Annotated in this window: 18 protein-coding genes and 1 pseudogene; 15 read left to right on the top strand and 4 right to left on the bottom strand. The window is 36.8% G+C overall.

What is annotated here, in order from left to right:
* Positions 1-22: 22 nt before the first annotated feature.
* Both AC3WJF_RS09600 and AC3WJF_RS09595 read right to left on the bottom strand, forming a co-directional pair.
* On the bottom strand, positions 23-1,195 hold the full coding sequence (locus tag AC3WJF_RS09600; protein WP_492451648.1) for a M20 peptidase aminoacylase family protein: 1,173 nt from the start codon (positions 1,193-1,195) through the stop codon (positions 23-25).
* A 429-nt stretch (positions 1,196-1,624) separates the two neighbouring features.
* Positions 1,625-2,350, bottom strand: coding sequence for a GntR family transcriptional regulator (locus AC3WJF_RS09595; RefSeq protein ID WP_492451548.1), 726 nt, complete (start codon positions 2,348-2,350; stop codon positions 1,625-1,627).
* Between the two features lie 306 nt (positions 2,351-2,656).
* Here AC3WJF_RS09595 and AC3WJF_RS09590 point away from each other — a divergent pair.
* The 10 genes and pseudogenes from AC3WJF_RS09590 to AC3WJF_RS09545 all read left to right on the top strand — a co-directional run bounded on the left by AC3WJF_RS09590 (position 2,657) and on the right by AC3WJF_RS09545 (position 10,707).
* Positions 2,657-2,875, top strand: a pseudogene (locus AC3WJF_RS09590) (PTS sugar transporter subunit IIB).
* A gap of 62 nt (positions 2,876-2,937) precedes the next feature.
* Entirely contained in the window at positions 2,938-4,275 is a 1,338-nt protein-coding gene (locus AC3WJF_RS09585; protein WP_492451546.1) for a PTS sugar transporter subunit IIC, read from the top strand.
* A gap of 221 nt (positions 4,276-4,496) precedes the next feature.
* Positions 4,497-4,814 carry a PTS sugar transporter subunit IIA gene (locus AC3WJF_RS09580; RefSeq protein ID WP_492451544.1) on the top strand — a complete coding sequence of 106 codons (318 nt, stop codon included), beginning with the start codon at positions 4,497-4,499 and terminating at the stop codon, positions 4,812-4,814.
* 13 nt (positions 4,815-4,827) lie between these two features.
* Entirely contained in the window at positions 4,828-6,147 is a 1,320-nt protein-coding gene (locus AC3WJF_RS09575; protein ID WP_492451542.1) for a 6-phospho-beta-glucosidase, read from the top strand.
* Positions 6,148-6,264: 117 nt separating this feature from the next.
* On the top strand, positions 6,265-6,966 hold the full coding sequence (gene chbG, locus AC3WJF_RS09570) for a chitin disaccharide deacetylase (RefSeq protein ID WP_492451540.1): 702 nt from the start codon (positions 6,265-6,267) through the stop codon (positions 6,964-6,966).
* Between the two features lie 613 nt (positions 6,967-7,579).
* Entirely contained in the window at positions 7,580-8,986 is a 1,407-nt protein-coding gene (locus AC3WJF_RS09565; protein ID WP_492451539.1) for a PTS sugar transporter subunit IIC, read from the top strand.
* Between the two features lie 271 nt (positions 8,987-9,257).
* Positions 9,258-9,482 (top strand): hypothetical protein, encoded by a 225-nt coding sequence (locus tag AC3WJF_RS09560; RefSeq protein ID WP_492451537.1) that lies wholly within the window; start codon positions 9,258-9,260, stop codon positions 9,480-9,482.
* On the top strand, positions 9,479-9,673 hold the full coding sequence (locus AC3WJF_RS09555) for a DUF3188 domain-containing protein (RefSeq protein ID WP_492451535.1): 195 nt from the start codon (positions 9,479-9,481) through the stop codon (positions 9,671-9,673). The genes AC3WJF_RS09560 and AC3WJF_RS09555 overlap by 4 nt, the downstream gene beginning before the upstream one ends.
* Before the next feature lie 9 nt (positions 9,674-9,682).
* Complete coding sequence (locus tag AC3WJF_RS09550) at positions 9,683-10,114, top strand: DUF3284 domain-containing protein (protein ID WP_492451533.1); 432 nt, start codon at positions 9,683-9,685, stop codon at positions 10,112-10,114.
* A gap of 275 nt (positions 10,115-10,389) precedes the next feature.
* Positions 10,390-10,707 carry a PTS sugar transporter subunit IIB gene (locus AC3WJF_RS09545; protein WP_492451532.1) on the top strand — a complete coding sequence of 106 codons (318 nt, stop codon included), beginning with the start codon at positions 10,390-10,392 and terminating at the stop codon, positions 10,705-10,707.
* A gap of 65 nt (positions 10,708-10,772) precedes the next feature.
* Here the strand turns inward: AC3WJF_RS09545 and AC3WJF_RS09540 are convergent, their stop codons facing one another.
* The gene (locus AC3WJF_RS09540; RefSeq protein ID WP_492451530.1) at positions 10,773-11,060 is read right to left on the bottom strand and encodes a spore germination protein; all 288 of its coding nucleotides are present in this window, start codon (positions 11,058-11,060) and stop codon (positions 10,773-10,775) included.
* Positions 11,061-11,066: 6 nt separating this feature from the next.
* The gene (locus AC3WJF_RS09535; RefSeq protein ID WP_492451528.1) at positions 11,067-11,978 is read right to left on the bottom strand and encodes an LCP family glycopolymer transferase; all 912 of its coding nucleotides are present in this window, start codon (positions 11,976-11,978) and stop codon (positions 11,067-11,069) included.
* Positions 11,979-12,290: 312 nt separating this feature from the next.
* Between AC3WJF_RS09535 and AC3WJF_RS09530 the strand changes: the two genes are divergently transcribed.
* From AC3WJF_RS09530 to AC3WJF_RS09510, 5 genes are all read left to right on the top strand, one after another.
* Complete coding sequence (locus AC3WJF_RS09530; RefSeq protein ID WP_492451526.1) at positions 12,291-12,812, top strand: CcdC protein domain-containing protein; 522 nt, start codon at positions 12,291-12,293, stop codon at positions 12,810-12,812.
* A 270-nt stretch (positions 12,813-13,082) separates the two neighbouring features.
* Positions 13,083-14,006, top strand: a complete 924-nt coding sequence (locus tag AC3WJF_RS09525; RefSeq protein ID WP_492451524.1) for a DUF1002 domain-containing protein — start codon at positions 13,083-13,085, stop codon at positions 14,004-14,006.
* Positions 14,007-14,204: 198 nt separating this feature from the next.
* Positions 14,205-15,881: a peptide ABC transporter substrate-binding protein gene (locus tag AC3WJF_RS09520; RefSeq protein WP_492451522.1), complete on the top strand. Its 1,677-nt coding sequence runs from the start codon at positions 14,205-14,207 to the stop codon at positions 15,879-15,881.
* A 211-nt stretch (positions 15,882-16,092) separates the two neighbouring features.
* The gene (locus tag AC3WJF_RS09515; RefSeq protein ID WP_492451520.1) at positions 16,093-17,022 is read left to right on the top strand and encodes an ABC transporter permease; all 930 of its coding nucleotides are present in this window, start codon (positions 16,093-16,095) and stop codon (positions 17,020-17,022) included.
* On the top strand, positions 17,022-17,948 hold the full coding sequence (locus AC3WJF_RS09510) for an ABC transporter permease (RefSeq protein ID WP_492451518.1): 927 nt from the start codon (positions 17,022-17,024) through the stop codon (positions 17,946-17,948). Before AC3WJF_RS09515 ends, AC3WJF_RS09510 begins: the two co-directional genes overlap by 1 nt.
* Positions 17,949-18,111: the final 163 nt, after the last annotated feature.

The following is an 18,111-nucleotide window of genomic DNA, read 5'->3' as shown; positions in this document are numbered from 1 at the left end:
GGAGACTATTCTCCTTGGCTGTTTAGCTAGATACAAATAAATTAGAGTTTATGGGATTTTCTCCATTTGTGTTTTTACCTAACGTCTTTAATACTGCCATCGCTAATATTTGCATCCCAGAGAACATCGCATTCCGGTCAAAGGTCATATGAGGATGATGCAGTCCAGGAGTAAGTCCACATCCAAGCCCTAGCATTGTTGCTTTTAAGTGTGGGCGTTTTACAGAGTAGAAGTGAAAATCCTCACCACCAGTAGTAACAAGTGCTTCGTCGAGCTTATCTCTGCCTAGCACTTCTGATATAGCCTCTGCCATTATCATTTTAGCTTCTGGATTAACCGTTGCAGCCGCTAAGCTTTCTGGAATCGTTAAATCAATTTTTACTTTATAAAATTCGGCAATCGAGTCCACTGCTGATTTCACTTGTTCGATTAGTGTATTCATGACTGCGTTCGTTTGGGCACGCAAATCAAGACTAAAGGTTGCTTGACCTGGAATAATATTTGCACTTTCACCGCCGGCATGAAGCTTCGTCATTTTTACAGAGTGCGGAATCATTGGATCTATATGAATATAAGCAAGTTCGTGTACGAGTGATGCCGCTACTTCAATGGCATTTGTACCAAGATGCGGGCGTGCCGCATGGGCATCCTCCCCAATGATTGTTCCATTAATATGGTTGCTTGACCCATGTAGGATTGCAGGTGCCGCTCTGCCGTTTTCCGTTTCTTGGATTGGGCGGACATGGAGGCCATATAAAAATTCAATATCGTCCACAACACCTTTTTCAATCATTTTTTTGGCACCTAGGCCAATTTCTTCTGCTGGTTGAAAAATAAAACGAACCGTCCCTTTGGGCAAAGACTTTTGCCTCTTCAATAACATAAGTGCACCAAGCACCATGGTCATGTGTGAATCATGTCCACAGGAGTGATTCGCTTTAAATACTCCATCAACTTCTTGCCACAGTGCATCCATATCTGCACGTACACCTACCACTGGTAGTCCCTCACCGATTTCAGCTACGACACCAGGACAATCATCAAATATACGAGTTTTACACCCTAATTCATCTAATTTGCTTTTTATGAATTTGGTTGTATTAAATTCCTTCATGCTAACCTCAGGATGGGCATGTAAATGTTCAAAAATCCCCATTACCTCTTCTTGAATGTCTTTCACATCTGTTGTAAACATTCCCATCGTTATAATCCCTTCCGTTTCCTCGCATTAGTGAGGCTCTATTCTTTTTAAAAAGTTTTCATTTTTAAGAACATAGCATATATTTTAGAATAAATGAAGTGTAATTTTGTGGATGATTTCATGGGGCATCAATGTTTTTTCGTATTACTAAATGTTATGTCTTTTTCGTCAAAAAGTTCTATTTAAATAGCAGAATAAGACAAAAGAGAAAAATTGGGTGTAACACATGAGATCGGAAGGGGAATCACCGACCCACATTATATTACTTATGCCGTTTAAGTTTTAGCTAACTTGTAAAATAGATACCCACAAATCCCCTTAATCAAACGTTTGAATGAATTTCAGCAAAACGGCATGAAATAAAGATTTCTTTCACGTACTTTATTCGTATCTTTTGTCGGAAAAACTTGTTATAACAAATTTTTAATAATGTCTCTCGATAACGAAATTTGCTTTATCCCCACGGAATATGGTTTTGGAGTATTCAATGGGTGTCCCATCTTCAATATAGGTATAGGTGATAAGGGAAAAGCATGGTGCGCCTACTTTGACTTTTAATTTTTCGGCAATATCCTTATCTGCATGGGATAATTCTAAGTATTCAATGGTTTTTTTCACCTTTAATCCAAACTGATTTTCTAAGAGTCTATATAATGATTTTTCACATTCCTTTGCATTGATACCAGGTGTTTTTCGCCACGGCAAATAAGCGATTTCGTATTGTAATGGCTCATTGTCAGCGTAACGAATTCTTTCAAGCATATTAACGGGATCTCCTTTTTGCAAGGAAAATATATCCTCAAAAAAATCATCTGATTGAATGACAGTTAAGCCAATTACTTTTATGGTTGGGCTTTTTCCTTGGGTTGTTAGCTGTTCTGTAAAATTTCTCACAGTATTCGTTAAAACTTGTTGTACTTTTTGACCGGAGACAAATGTCCCTTTTCCTTGTTTTCTATATATATAACCTTCGAGTGTCAATTGTTGAAGTGCAGTTCTTACCGTAGTACGGCTCACACTAAACTTCTCACAAAATTCCGCTTCAGTAGGTAACTGTGTATGAGGAGTGTACTCTCCTGTTTTTATTAATTGGATGATCGCTTCCTTGACTTTAAAATGCAATGCATCCCCGTTTCCTTCCTTTTCCACGAAAATCCTCCTTTATTATTACTCTACTTGTTTTATAACATAAATTAGGACAAATAATCTATTGTTTCAGTATAAAAAGTATTAATTTGAATATTGGTAATGACAAATTTGTTTTTTGTATTGCATATGATTATATTTGTAATTATAATAATAATCAATAAATAGAAAACGCTTACACATAGGGACTTTTCGTCATTAGTTGTTTAATAATAATGGTGTAATGGTTTGAAAAGTACCATGTTGAAAGGGAAAAACAGACATATGGAGGATGAATCGATGAATATTTTATTATGTTGTTCAGCTTGAATGTCTACAAGACTATTAGTAACAAAAATGGAGAAAGCTGCAATGGAGCATGGCCTAAACTGTAAAATTTGTGCTGTTGGTGGTACAGAGGTTCATAACCATATCGATCAAGCAGTTGTATTATTACTTGGACCATAAGTTCGTTATATGTTGAAAGAAATGCAAAAAGTAGGAGATACAAAAAATATTCCTGTGGATGTTATTAATTCCCAGCATTAGGGGCTTTGTATGGGAGAAGAGGTATTGAAACAAGCAATACAACTTAAGAGGAGACTAAGTAAATGATGAAATTTCTTGAAAAGTATATTCTACCTTATGCAACAAAATTTGGTAATCAGCGTCATTTATTAGCAATTCGTGATACATTAGTTGGGATGATTGCAATTACGATGGTAGGTTCTTTATTCGTATTGCTTAATAACATTGGTGATATTATAAAGCCTTATAGAATAATGATGGAAGCAATATTCGGTAAGAACTGGCAAACGTTAGGTGATGACATTTGGTGGGGAACTATAGCGTTTATGACCATATTTGCGGTCTTTGGGATTGCATATAAATTAGCAAAATCCTATGGAGATGAAGGATTTGAAGCAATGCTGATTGCAGGTGCATCCTACTTTTTATTAATCCCGCAAACAACTAAAGTAGAAGGTGTTAAGAATGCAGTTTGGGGAATTATTGACAGCCAATATTTTGGAGCAGTTGCATTATTTACAGGAATTATAGTTGCAATCATTGCAACAGAAATTTTCGTCCGGTTGTCTAGGGTGAAAAAATTAGAAATTAAATTACCTGATGGTGTACCGCCATCAGTAGCAAGAAGCTTCCAACGTTTAATCCCAGGAATGTTAACCATTTTTATTATGGGGGTTATAGGAGTATTATTCCGTATGATAACACACGGAGAATATTTTAATGATTGGTTAAGTCGAATTTTAGTAGAACCATTAAGTGGTGCAGTAGATTCATTACCTTTTGCTATTTTAATAACATTGTTGATTCATTTATTCTGGTCTATCGGATTACATGGGGACAATATTTTAGAAGGAATCCAATCTCCCCTTTTAACAAAGTTGGGAATCGAAAATATCAATCTTTACAAAGATCATGTAACGGATTTAAGTCAATATCATATTTATGCGGGAAGCTTCATGGATGCATATGTTAATTTAGGTGGTTCTGGAGCAACTTTAGGACTTTTGATTGCGCTATTCCTTGCAGCACGTAAACGCCACAAACAAATGATTGCATTATCGGCACCACCAGGGTTATTTCAAATTAACGAACCTGTTATTTTCGGTATGCCGATCGTGTTAAATCCTATCTGGCTCATTCCGTTTATTTTAACGCCAATTGTATTAACGATTGTCGCTTACCTTGCTATTTCTCTGCATTTAGTATTTCCAATCGTAGCGAATATTCCATGGGTAACACCTGTAATCGTAAATGGCTGGCTTGCAACGGGAGGACATATTTCAGGTGCCATTTTATCTGGAGTAAATTTAATTATTTCAATTTTAATGTGGTTCCCATTTGTGGTTATTCAAGGGAAGATGGATGCAAAAAGAATAAGAGAAGCAACACAAAATACAGATTCTTCGGAAGTAAGTGTTTAACTAGAACCAATTGTATTACCAAAATACACCACAAAGGAATGAGACACTCGCTCGGGCTATCGACTATCTGTAACATGAACATTCCTTCCTAATGTGTGGAATGATGGACAAAGGGAATGGGTTCGGTAGCGAGCGATACATTGCTTCAAACTGTAACTCATTCTTTTTGGTGTAAAAAATAGTTCGTATTTAAAAAAAGTTATTTCAAGGAGTGAAATAGTTTGACGAAGGAAGAATTATATAACTTATCTTTCCAATTAATTTTGCATAGCGGTAATGCTAGAAGTCTAGCGATGGCAGCTTTATATGAAGCGAAGGAAAAGAACTTTGTAGGTGCGAGGGAAAAGTTGAAAGAAGCAGACGAAGCTTTTGTAGAGGCACATCATTATCAAACGGAGTTAATACAGAAGGAGTCTAGTGGGGAATCATTTGAAATTCCCATTATTCTAATACATGCCCAAGATCATTTAATGACAGCCATGACTGTGAAGGATTTGGCAAAGGAAATTATCGATTTACGTGAGGAACTACAAAAATAGGAGGTAGATATTCATGGGAAAGGGAATAAAAATCGCTACGATTGGTGGAGGCTCCAGCTATACCCCTGAACTAGTAGAGGGATTCATTAAACGATATGAAGAATTACCTATCAGCGAGCTATGGCTGGTAGATATTGATGAGGGAAAAGAAAAGCTGGAAATCGTAGGGGATTTGGCAAAACGAATGATTAAAAAAGCTGGTCTTCCTATTGATGTACATTTAACGTTAGACCGTCGTGCGGCATTAAAGGATGCAGATTTTGTAACAACACAATTTCGTGTTGGATTATTAGATGCTCGCGCAAAAGATGAAAGAATTCCTCTTAAATATGGAGTTTTAGGGCAAGAAACAAACGGTCCAGGAGGGTTATTTAAAGGTCTTCGTACTATTCCTATCATTTTGGATATTTGCCGTGAAATGGAGGAGCTTTGCCCAGAAGCATGGCTAATTAATTTTACAAATCCAGCTGGTATGGTAACGGAAGCCGTCCTTCGTTACAGCAATATCAAAAAAGTTGTAGGTCTGTGTAATGTGCCGATCGGAATGGAAATGGGTGTTGCACGCCTACTTGATGTTGATCATAGTCGTGTTCGTATTACGTTTGCAGGATTAAATCATATGGTATTTGGTTTAGATATTTTCCTAGATGGTGTAAGTGTAAAAGAAAAGGTAATTGATATGATTACGAATCCTGATAATGCGATTACTGTCAAAAATGTACCTGCATTAGAATGGGAACCAGAATTTTTAAAAGCGCTTAATGCCCTTCCTTGCTCTTATCACAACTATTATTATAAGCAAAGTGATATGGTGGAAAAAGAACTGAAAAATGCGAAGGAGCTAGGAACAAGGGCAGAAGTCGTGAAAAAATTAGAAGTGGAATTATTTGAGCTTTATAAAGACCCCAATCTTGATATAAAACCGCCACAATTGGAAAAACGCGGTGGTGCTTATTATAGTGATGCAGCCGTACGCTTGATCCATTCGATCTATACGGATAAAAAAGATATTCAGCCAGTAAATACCATAAATAATGGAGCAATTGCCGGAATACCTGCAGATTCCGCAGTTGAAGTAAGCTGTATCATTACAAAAGAAGGACCTAAGCCAATTGTCATTGGCGAGCTTCCAGTTGCAGTTCAAGGTCTTGTCGGTCAAATTAAATCTTTCGAGCGAATTGCAGCAGAAGCGGCTGTGACAGGTGATTACAACACAGCTTTGCTTGCCATGACCATTAATCCGCTTGTAGCAAATGATCGTGTCGGCAAACTCATTTTGGATGAAATGCTGGAGGCACATAAGGAACATTTGCCGCAATTCTTTAAAATTTAATCGGGTAGCACTATGCTGCCCTTTTTCTTCATATAAGTTAATAAAGTGTGTTGATTGCGAAACTGCCTATAGTGAATCAACAATGAGCGTCAACTTTAAATAGGGGGAGAGTGTAAAATGATAAAGCTTATTGTAAATGCGGATGATTTTGGTTATTCTGCCGGAGTAAATTATGGCATCATTGAAAGTCATCTGCACGGGATAGTCAATTCTACTACGATGATGATGAATATGTCTGGCACCAAACATGCAGTGGCACTTGCAAAGCAATATCCTACACTAAAGGTGGGGATTCATTTAGTTTTAACTTGTGGACAGCCGTTAATAGATAATGCAAAAACATTGATAGATGAAAATGGAAACTTTAAATCTTTAGCTTATTTGATGAAGCATATGGATATAGACTTAGCAGAATTAGAACGTGAATGGACTGCACAAATTGAGGCATTTTACAGGGCTGGTCTTACTCCAAATCATTTTGATAGCCATCATCATGTACACGGTTGGGATGAACTTTATCCTGTTGTGAAGAGGCTGTCTGATAAATATAATCTCCCAGTTAGGAAACCGAACCACTCATTTGAATTACCGTATTATAGCGATGTTTTCTTGGAAGACTTTTACGGTGAATCGATAAGCGAAGATTATTTTCATTCTTTAGAAGAAAAGGTAATGGATGGGCAAACGGTTGAGATCATGACTCACCCAGGATTTGTAGATCAGGAAGTACTTAAAGGATCTTCCTATAATGTGCTTCGTGCGAAAGAAACGTATATATTGACACATGTTTCATTGCCAGAATCCATCACACTAAAATAAACCGAAGTGAATAATATTGGGTTTGCTTTCCCCCTCTTTTAATTTTTTTTTGAAATTTGTAATAACAAATTTAATTTCGTATTGCCTAAATTTATATTTGTTATTATAATTAAAGTGGGTAATAAAAACTAAATATTCTAAAAAAACGATGGAACGATGGGAAAAATTGTATAGTTTATAGATTTTAAGTAATAGCACAACAAGCTAAATTCGGTATTTAATTCCTAAATGTTTTAAATAGAAGTAAGAATACATATTTACTCTAAGCTAATAATCTTCAATATTTTTTTGCTATCATTAGTAAACGCTTTCATTCATATTTTAATAGTATATGTAGATTTAAGAAGTTTTCGTTTTACAAATAGGTGACTACCTTCTGTTAATTCATCATAAAACATCAGTGTAATGGAATTTTCCTGCGCTTCGAGATTCATAGCTTATTTGCAAAAAGTATTTAAAGCCGTTTCACCATTTTTATAACTATATCCATTTATTCTTGAGAGGGGGGATGCGTTTGAAGTAAGAAAAGGGATGTTTTCATCACTCAGCTTCGTTTTACACAATTACCTGAGTTTTATAACATGCTTTCATTTATTTTTTAGGGGGTATATGAATGAATTTGATCACTGCATGGTTGGAAAGGTATTTTCTTCCGATTGCATCTAAAATTGGGGGTCAAAAGCATCTAGTTGCATTAAGGGATGCGTTTATTGGGACTCTACCTGCAACAATGGCTGGTTCCGTGGCTGTTATGCTTAACGCGATTTTGAGGGATTTGCCGCCAAAATTCATCGATGGATATGATGGGAGCACCATCCCGGTTATTAAACAAATTATCACGATCAATGGTTATGTCTGGAGTGGTACGCTCGCTATTGCTGGATTGATCTTTGTTTTCTCATGGGGATATAATATTGCAAAAGCTTACGGAGTAAACGAGTTATCGGGAGGAATCGTAGCAACCGCTGCCTCGATTGCAGGGATTACGTTCTCCTTCTCTGGTGCAATCTCTGGATTAAAGCTAGATCAGACCACTGTAGATGCCATTAATGCTGCTGGGTGGACTGCTACTTCAAAAAGCATTACAGCTGCTGGCTGGGGATGGCTGCCGCTGAATAATTTGGACGCTAATTTCTTCTTTACCGCTATGATTATTGGTTTTGTCGCTACGATGATATACGTTAAATTGATGTTGAAGAATATTACAATCAAATTACCGGATTCGGTTCCACCTGCAGTTTCTACAGCTTTTGCATCCATCGTTCCGGCTACTGTGGCTCTTTATGTTATTGCTATTTTCTATTGGGTATTCTCTCTAATCGTACCGGATATGACGTTCTTACAATGGATACAAAAAACGATCGCTCAACCGCTTTTGGGACTTTCCCAAGGATATGGAGCTGTTATCTTAGTTACCCTATTTGTTCAGTTGTTCTGGTTCTTCGGAATCCATGGACCAAACGTTCTTGCCCCACTCTTGGAAGGAGTTTTCGGTGTAGCTCAAATCCATAACGTTAACCTTTTCGAACACGGCGGAAGCGCAGCGGTTCTTGCGCATGGATATAAATGGGTTCGTGGATCCTTTGATGCTTATGCATGGTATGGTGGTTCAGGAGGAACAATTGTTTTAATATTGGCAATTCTTCTGTTTTCAAAACGGAAAGATTATAAGACGGTTGGAAAATTGGCCATCGGACCTGGAATATTCAATATTAATGAGCCAATTATGTTCGGTTTGCCAATTGTGCTAAACCCACTTATGTTCTTCCCATTCTTGATTGCACCAGTTGTATCTGTTTCAATCGGTTATTTTGCAACAATATGGGGATGGGTTAATCCTGTTTCGGTAGCAATACCTTGGTCAACTCCGCCGCTCTTGCTGAGCTTCATGGCCACTGGAGCAGATTGGCGTGCACCAATTGTTACATTAGTTGCCATGGCTGTTTCATTTATCATTTGGGTTCCGTTTGTAATTGCTGCAAATAAAGTGAATGCAAAAGTAGAGGATAAAGCCGCATAAGAATCGTACACAAATGGGTGGGCCACTTGCTTCGTTATTGCAGGAGTGGCTCACCAATCTTTACATGTCTAGCTCCGGCGCCTATCGGCTAGCGGATTTCTACGTCTCCTCCCTGCGATAAGTCAACATCAGGTGAAAATGGTAGTGCAATTTTCAATAGCTCGTGAACTACCTCGCTGTGTTTCCTTTATCTCAGTCGAAGACTCGGAAATCCGTACGCCGATGAGCAAGGCGCCTGCGCTTTTCTTATCATCTAGAAAGGAGTAAGAAAATGATAGAAGTTTGCTCTGCTGTACAACAAGATAAAATCATAGAACTATTAAACAATTATAACGAAGAGGGGATTCAATTTTCCTTTAAAGAAAAAAAGGGCATCAATCTTTATTTCGAAACAAACGCAAAAGATTTGGAACAAGCATCTAAACTAGCCAAAAAAGCTATTAAAAGTCAGCCGTGGGGATCGGTTCTTTATTTCCGTTCTGCCCCAGCTGAATGAAAAGGATGAACACCATGGTTAAAAACGGCTTATTTCTCGCCAGTATCGGCTGTCTCCTGTTACTTCTTAGTGCAAATGCGCGAACAGGGAAGTACGATATTTATAATTTGACTACTGCACTTTTTCTTATTATAGTTGGTGCTTTTATGGTTTTTAGGGGGAAAAGGAAGATTAAAAAGAAAGAAGATTAGGTGATTCTAATGGAAATAGTAAGAAAAATGAATGTTCCGGCTCAATTTCTTTATAAGACAATAATAAAATCAGTTTTGTCCGATATCCATTCGCAAACAGGAAAAAAGGTAGTTGAAAGTCAACTGCCAGGATTCGAATATATCAAGACATTCTCAAAGAATAATAAGGCTACAGTAAAGATAGAAGAAATCACCAAAAATGAATCCTATCAGTATCGAACAACTAGTACTATCCATGATTTTACAGTGACATATAAGGTTCGTCCGCTTACCGAAGAAAATTGTGAATTACATTATACTGAAAAGATGGATTCCTATGGCTATCTTCAAAAACTAAATGATGCGTTTGTTGGCATTATTTGGTCCCGGTTGAAAAAAAAGAGGTTTAATGAAATGCTTAGACAAATAGAGGCTAACTATTCAGAGGATGTTGTTGAGTAGTGGTACAAAAAATATTGAAAATTTACTATTCCAAAAAGAGAAATTTATTACGCTCCACATAATTTATATCCACAGAAATACTCATGTATTTCACTATCTCATTTGAAAAGACTACTGCACTATTAAATAAATACATTACCGCTTTAATTCATTTTGACGTCCGGACTTCAACTCTTTCGTTAGCTAATGGAAGTGCCAACGTGAAATTAAGCATTTTTATGACAAGATAAACATAATCATAAATAAGTCTACTTAACCATTAGGAGGGAATAGTTATGAAAACAATTATGTTAGTATGTTCTGCAGGGATGAGTACAAGCTTATTAGTCTCTAAAATGCAAAAATCAGCCGAAGCTAAAGGAATTGAAGCGGATATTTTTGCGGTTTCCGCTTCTGAAGTGGATAGTTCTTTGCAGAAAAAGAATATCGATGTATTATTACTTGGCCCACAAGTTCGTTATATGAAAGCTCAATTTGAGAAAAAACTAACAGGGAAAAATATCCCAGTTGAGTCTATTAACATGCAGGACTATGGATTAATGAAGGGTGAAAATGTTCTAGAAGCAGCTATTAAATTAATTGAAAATAAATAAGTTTTCTTAACTATTTATGCATGCATATAAATTTATTCCAAACGGAGTCGGGATAAACCCGACTCTTAAAAATTATTGACAATTGGTTCATCGGACAGTGAACCTTCGAAGTTTGTGTTAATATCAAATTGATTGTCAACAAATGCATAATTTGCCGTACTGAGAGCTCCAGAGCCCATTGTGGTTTTCGTTGAACTATCTGGAGTGATAAAAGCATGATCTCCAATTGTGACCACACCGCCAATAAGCATTCTACCAACTTGTACTGGTCCTACGACTGCAGGCATATGAATCATTCCTTTTAATATTGATGGATGATCCATCATATGCCCAAAACAATAGGTTTGATACATTAAATTTTACTCTTCCATACTCTCCTTTAAATCATTCATCATTTTCAATTTTTCTTCTTGTGGAACTACGTGATAAAAAATCCCATTGATTCTTTCTCCATTTCCTTTGACATCATATTGAATGATATTTTTTTGAGTGTTTCGGTAATTTTTCTGGATATTCATCATTTCATCAAAAGTCATATTAGTTTTAACATTTTTTCCAAGTGCACTTAATATATCGGTAATTCGTGTAACAGAAGATATCGTTGCGGCTTTATCGGCGATAGCGCTTATGACTTTGCGCTGTCGCTCATTTCTACCAAGATCTCCTTTTGGGTCCAGGTGGCGCATTCGGACAAATCCTAATGCTTGTGGTCCACTCAGGGTGATTTGCCCTTTTTTATAATGATATCCCTTTTGATAATAGCCTTCATCATACCATTCTATATCATTTTGAACGGTAATCCCTCCAACCGCATCTACTAATTCTTTAAGCGCCTTCATATTCACGCGAATATAATAATTCATCGGAATTCCAACAAAATTTTCTACTGTGTCAACAGACATCTTTGTTCCTCCGAATGCATAAGCATGGTTTATTTTATCCAGTGTTCCTTTCCCGATGATTCCTGTCCTGGTATCACGGGGGATACTGACCATAACCATTTTTTCCTTTTTGGGATTTAAAGTAATAACAATCAACGTATCGGTGCGGCCAGGATCTCCTTTTCGCTGATCGACCCCCATTAATAAAATAGCAATAGGTTTTGGATTAGAGGAAATGCTTACTTCAGGAGGCGGCTCTTCATTTACATAAGGTTCATGCATTTGTTCGGCAGTTTCTTTAACCGAATGATAAACGTAATAAGCATAACCGCCAACTCCAAATGCTAAAATACCAACAATGCTTGCAATAATGATCATTATTTTTTTCATCTTATTGCTCCACTTCTTCAGGCAATTTTCTTATGAAATGTAGTTTCATGGCATCTTTTCTTAACAGGATTACCTATCCATAAAACGGAATGAAAAATGATGAGTTTTACGAAAAAAATTTTTAAAAAAATGAGCCCTTTTTCGACAGTCAATTTTGTTACTTATAGTGTTTGTTCCGATGAAAAAATTAAATATGTAATCAGATGGAAAGTTTTGTGTCGACAAAAAGTTGCGAACATGAGAAAGAATTTAATGAACAATATAGAAATTTTCGTTAAAATCGGTGTACGAACAATTTTTAGGAGGTAAAGCGTGAATTCGATTATTCATTATATTTATCCAATAGCACTTATTGCTTTTATTTTGTATCGGAGGATAAAACGTTCGATTGGTTTTCAACCATTTATTAGGTCTAGACTTTTGACTAGAATCGGTATATTTTCGATCATTTTCATCGTTCTTCTTGCTACAAGTGCAGTACACCCCATCTCATATGTATATGATTTAATAGGTATGCTTTTAGGAGGAATACTAGTAATGTATGCCATGAAACATAGTACATTTGAGATGAGAAACGATACATTATTTTATCGGACGCATATATGGATAGAATCATTGGTATTATTCATATTTCTTAGCCGTTTTGCATATCGGATTGTTTTTATGATCGAGATGACATCGCAAGCCGAAAGAAGCAATCCGCAAAATGTTCAATTTTATGCAAAAGATCCACTTACTTTAGGTGTATTCTTTTTACTAGCAACATACTATATTGGGTTTTATATTTTTGTCATTAAAAAAAGCACTAGATTATTAACGGAGAATTCAAACTGAATAATTAACTACGGCCTGTCAAAAATACCAATAGATAGGATTTTTTACGGAATTTATATAAAATGAAACATTAACATACAAAAAAACGTCTAAAATGTGATGCGAAAAAATAGATATGGAAGACAACCCTATATTAAGAGATAAGCTAGTTTAGGTTTTTTATCTAATTAAATTATTTAACAAGTTTAAACTCTTTCTAGCTACAGTGCCTATCGGCTAGCGCTTTTCTTATAGGGGAATATTTAAGCAGAATAAAAGGAGAAACAAAATATGTTAAAAAAGCTAAGTAGAATTGTTCTAGTGGCGATCTTCCTATTAGGAATAGGGGCTAATAGTTTTGTAAAAGCATCAAGCAATGACAATAATGATACAGGTTATGATGAAAAATACGGCTTACCTATCGTTGTTTATGGGGAAACTTTAACACCTGCACAGAAGGAAGAAATGAGAAAAGTTTTTAATGTGACAGATAGTACCCAAGTAAAGGAAATTACTGTTACTGATACTGACCTTGTCAAATATATTAATGGAGATCCAAACTCCAATTTGTATTCTTCAGCCAAAATAACAAGAAAAGATAAAGGAACAGGAATTGTTGTTAATATTGTAACTCCAAATAATATAACGAGAGTAACAGCTGATATGTATTCGAATGCTTTACTTACCGCGGGGGTTGAAGATGCAACTGTTGATGTGGCGTCGCCAATTAAAGTTACTGGTGAGTCCGCACTTGTCGGAATTTATAAAGCCTATGATAAATCCGGAACAACACTGAATAAGGATAGAATGGAAGTCGCAAATCAGGAATTGAATCTAGCAACTGATCTTTCACAAAAGAATGGTTTGGATCAAGATAAAGTAACCCAATTATTAACGGAGATTAAACAGGAAATTGCTAATCAGCACCCTGCAACAAAAGAAGATATTGCAAAGATCGTGGATGATAAGTTAAAAACGTTAAAGATTGAGCTAAGTCCAGAAGATCGTCAATTGCTTATTAATTTATTTGATAAGATGCGTTCACTTAATATCAATTTTGATAATGTAAAAAGCCAGCTTGGAAGCATCACTTCTGATATTAAAAAGAAACTGCAAGAGGCGGCAGGAGATAAAGGTTTTTGGGAAGGTGTTGCTAACTTTTTTAAAAGTTTATTTCAAGCTATAGGAAATTTCTTTAGTAGCCTATTTGGGTAAATTGCATTAATTAATATAATGACTTAAAAAAAACTGACTGTTATTTACTATAACAGTCAGTTTTTTTGTTTGTATAAGGAAATTTTTTATAGGAAATAAGTAATTTTCCGGAATATAAATAGGAATTATTTAATAGAGTTTATTGGTAGCAATTTATTATTTTGCTCATGAAATTTATATTCCAAGGGGGAAACAAGTTTGAGAAAGAAAAAAACGTTATTTTCATTGCTGTCTCTACTTTTTGCCGTAATGTTGCTGCTGTCGGGGTGTTTTAGTGGACAAGGAAATACCTCATCACCATCTTCCAAAGGAAAGGATGGAGATAAAAATAGTAGCGGGCCAAAAATCCTACACCTCAATAATACAGAGGAACCGGGATCACTCCACCCAGGTACTGCACAAGGTACACATGACTCATGGTTATTAGAAGGTCTCTTTGAAGGCTTAACCAAGAAAACACCAGAAGGAAAAATTGAAGCGGGGATGGCAGAAACCTGGGATACAAGTTCAGATGGTTTAACATGGACATTCCACTTAAAGGATGGAATGAAATGGTCGAATGGGGATCCGGTTACCGCTGGCGATTTCGAATATGCATGGAAATATGCTCTTGACCCAAAAACAGCATCAGAATATGCTTATCAGCTCTATTATTTAAAAGGTGGGGAGGCATATAACTCCGCCAAAAAAGGTGCAGATTTAAAAGCACTAGCTGATCAAGTTGGTGTAAAAGCAACAGATGACCAAACTTTGGTCGTTACTTTAGCTGAACAAACTCCATACTTTCTTGATTTAACATCGTTCTATACCTATTATCCGGTTGACAAAAAAGTGCAAGAAGATAACCCTAAATGGGCTTTAGACGCTTCCGATTATGTTTCGAACGGACCATTTAAATTAACAGAGTGGAAGCATAAAGAAAGTATGAAACTAGTGAAGAACGAAAATTATTATGATAAGGACAATATCAAATTAGACGAAGTGGATTTCGTGCAAATTGCCAATGAAGACACAGCATGGCAAATGTATCAAGCGGGGCAATTGGATATGGTCTATCCGCTTCCACAGGATGTCCAAGGGTATCTGATGTCATCCAAGGATCCTGAATTCCATAATGGACCAGATTTATCTGTTTATTACTACAACTTAAATAATAAGGTAAAACCATTTGACAATGTAAAAATAAGAAAAGCTTTAGCGATGGCGATCAATCGTAAAGCCATTGTGGAAGATGTTGCACAAGGTGGTCAAAAACCTGCTTATTCCGTCGTTCCACCAGGAATCCCTGACGTAAATGGTGATTACGAAGAAAATGGAGGGGACTTATTTAAGGAAGATGTAGCAGAGGCTAAACAGCTTCTTAAGGAAGGTCTTGCTGAAGAAGGTATGTCAAAAATGCCTGATTTCACCATCATGTATAACACAAATGAAGGACATAAAAAGATTGCAGAAGCAATTCAGGAAATGTGGCGTAAAAACCTTGGCGTTAATGTAAAAGCACAAAATGTTGAATTCCAAGTCAAAATTGACCGCGAACATGCTGGCGATTATCAAATCTCTCGTGCTGGTTGGATTGGTGACTATGTAGATCCGATGACATTCATGGATCTATGGGTATCAAACGGACCATACAATGATGCAAAATGGAGCAACAAAGACTATGATGCGCTCATTCAAAAAGCGAAAACATCTATGGATCCTGAGACTCGTATGACAGCAATGCATGATGCAGAAAAAATCCTAATGGACCAAATGCCAATTATTCCAATCTATTTCTACACAAAACCATACGCACTTAAATCTTACGTAACAGGATTCTTTACACCAATTAACAAATATCCACAATACATCTATGCAGACATTAATAAAAAGTAGCAAGGTTTAGTGAAACAGGGGGACGGAGCAACTGTTTCGGATCTGAACAGGTGAAAGAGGAAGTTATTCCAGTTATAAATCTTTAAGCGGGTGGTATGCCGAGGTGGGCATACCCCGCTTTTTCAAATAAAAATACTGAGTAAGAACAGTATGTAGGACTAGCGTATAAAAACGTATTTGGCTACGCTATATGAATTGGAGTGAAACACTCATGTTACGATACACCTTAAAACGGTTTTTTTGGGCACTGGTTACTATTTGGGCGATCATTACGCTTACCTTCATTATTATGCATAGTATCCCTGGGAACCCTTTTGCTAAAGAGGGCACGATGCCAAAAGCTGTCTACGATAATCTTCAACATCATTATAATTTGGATAAGCCTAAGATAGTTCAATATGGGCTATACCTAAAATCACTCTTGCATCTGGATTTTGGTCCATCCATGAAATCACAATCGATAACAGTAAATGATTATATAAAAAATGGATTTCCGGTATCCCTTCATCTAGGACTGCAGGCAATGGTAATTGCGATCTGTTTCGGGTTGATTTTTGGGGTCATTGCATCGTTGAATAAAAACAGGTGGCCAGATTATCTATCTATGATTCTTGCGATCATTGGAATTTCAGTACCGAGCTTTATTCTAGCAACCTTTCTCATCAATTATTTCGCAGTTAAATGGCCAATTTTTCCAGTAGCAACATGGACTTCATGGTCCCATACGGTTTTACCGTCAATTTCACTGGCTGCCATGCCAATGGCTTATATCGCACGTCTGATGCGTTCCAGCATGATTGAAGTTTTGAGTCAGGACTATATTTTAACCGCACAGGCAAAAGGATTAAAAAGAAGTGTTGTAATCATAAAACATGCAATTCGAAATGCTATTTTACCGGTGGTAACAGTACTCGGCATATTAGTTGCCAATATTGTGACAGGAAGCTTCATTATCGAAAATATTTTTGGCATTCCAGGTATGGGGGAAATGTTTGTCAGAGGAATCCAAAATCGGGATTATCCAGTCATACTCGGTTCAACGGTTTTTTATAGTGCGATCCTCATCTTATTAATCTTCATTGTGGATGTTGCTTACACATGGATTGATCCGAGAATTAAGGTGACAGGGGAGAGTAAATAATGGCGAAGGACTTACATTTAAGAGAAGAAATGTTTTTACCGGCAGAGGACAACTATAAAGAAGCGGAAAAAATTGCCCGTCCCACCATTTCTTATTGGGCAAATGTATGGAGGCGATTGCGATCCAATAAGCTGGCTATGCTTGGCCTCATCTTGATTGTTTTGCTTGTCATTATGGCGTGCATTGGTACTCATATTAATGGATATTCGTACTATGAACAAGATTTTACGAAGAGAAATGTACATCCGAACGCAAAGCATTGGTTTGGAACGGACTCATTAGGGCGGGATTTGTTCACACGGGCATGGTACGGAGCGAGAATATCGTTATTTATTGGTTTTATGGCAGCATTAATGGATTTTCTGATTGGTGTATTGTATGGAGGAATTTCTGCACTAAAAGGCGGTCGCGTCGATAATATTTTGATGAGAATAGCAGAGGTTCTTTATGCGATTCCATATTTGCTAATGGTTATTCTTATCATGGTGTGGTTTAAGGATAATAATGGAATTTTCCCAATGATTATTGCCATGACCATCACGGGTTGGATTCCGATGGCACGACTTGTCAGGGGTCAAGTGTTGCAATTAAAAGAATTTGAATACGTTCAAGCCGCAAATGCAGCAGGTGCAAAAACCTCGTGGATTTTATGGAAGCATATGATTCCAAATACGATGGGACCAATATTAGTCAATATAACCTTGACCGTTCCAACAGCCATTTTTGCTGAAGCGACACTTAGCTTTTTAGGATTAGGAATCCCAGCGCCTAAGGCAAGCTGGGGAACGATGGCAAATGATGCACTTGGTAGTATCCTCATCGGCAATTTTTATCAGCTGTTCGTTCCGGCTATCCTAATTTCTATCACTATGTTCGCTTTTAATGTTTTTGGAGATGGATTAAGAGATGCGTTGGACCCAAGGTAAAATGATGCGGGAATTTTTGTGTGACGACCTACTTCCCTTCTTCAAGAGATCAACCTATCATATATTTTTTTTGCACAATCATATACGGTCGTCTGCAAGTCCTGTATTTGAATGTTGGCGACTGCTGTTATTCGGCCATCTAAGGCATGTTGAAATTTGAGGG

This window comes from Heyndrickxia sp. FW510-T9 (genome assembly GCF_058781025.1).
Note: the sequence above shows the minus strand (reverse complement) of the source record. Positions and strands in the feature narration are given on the sequence as shown.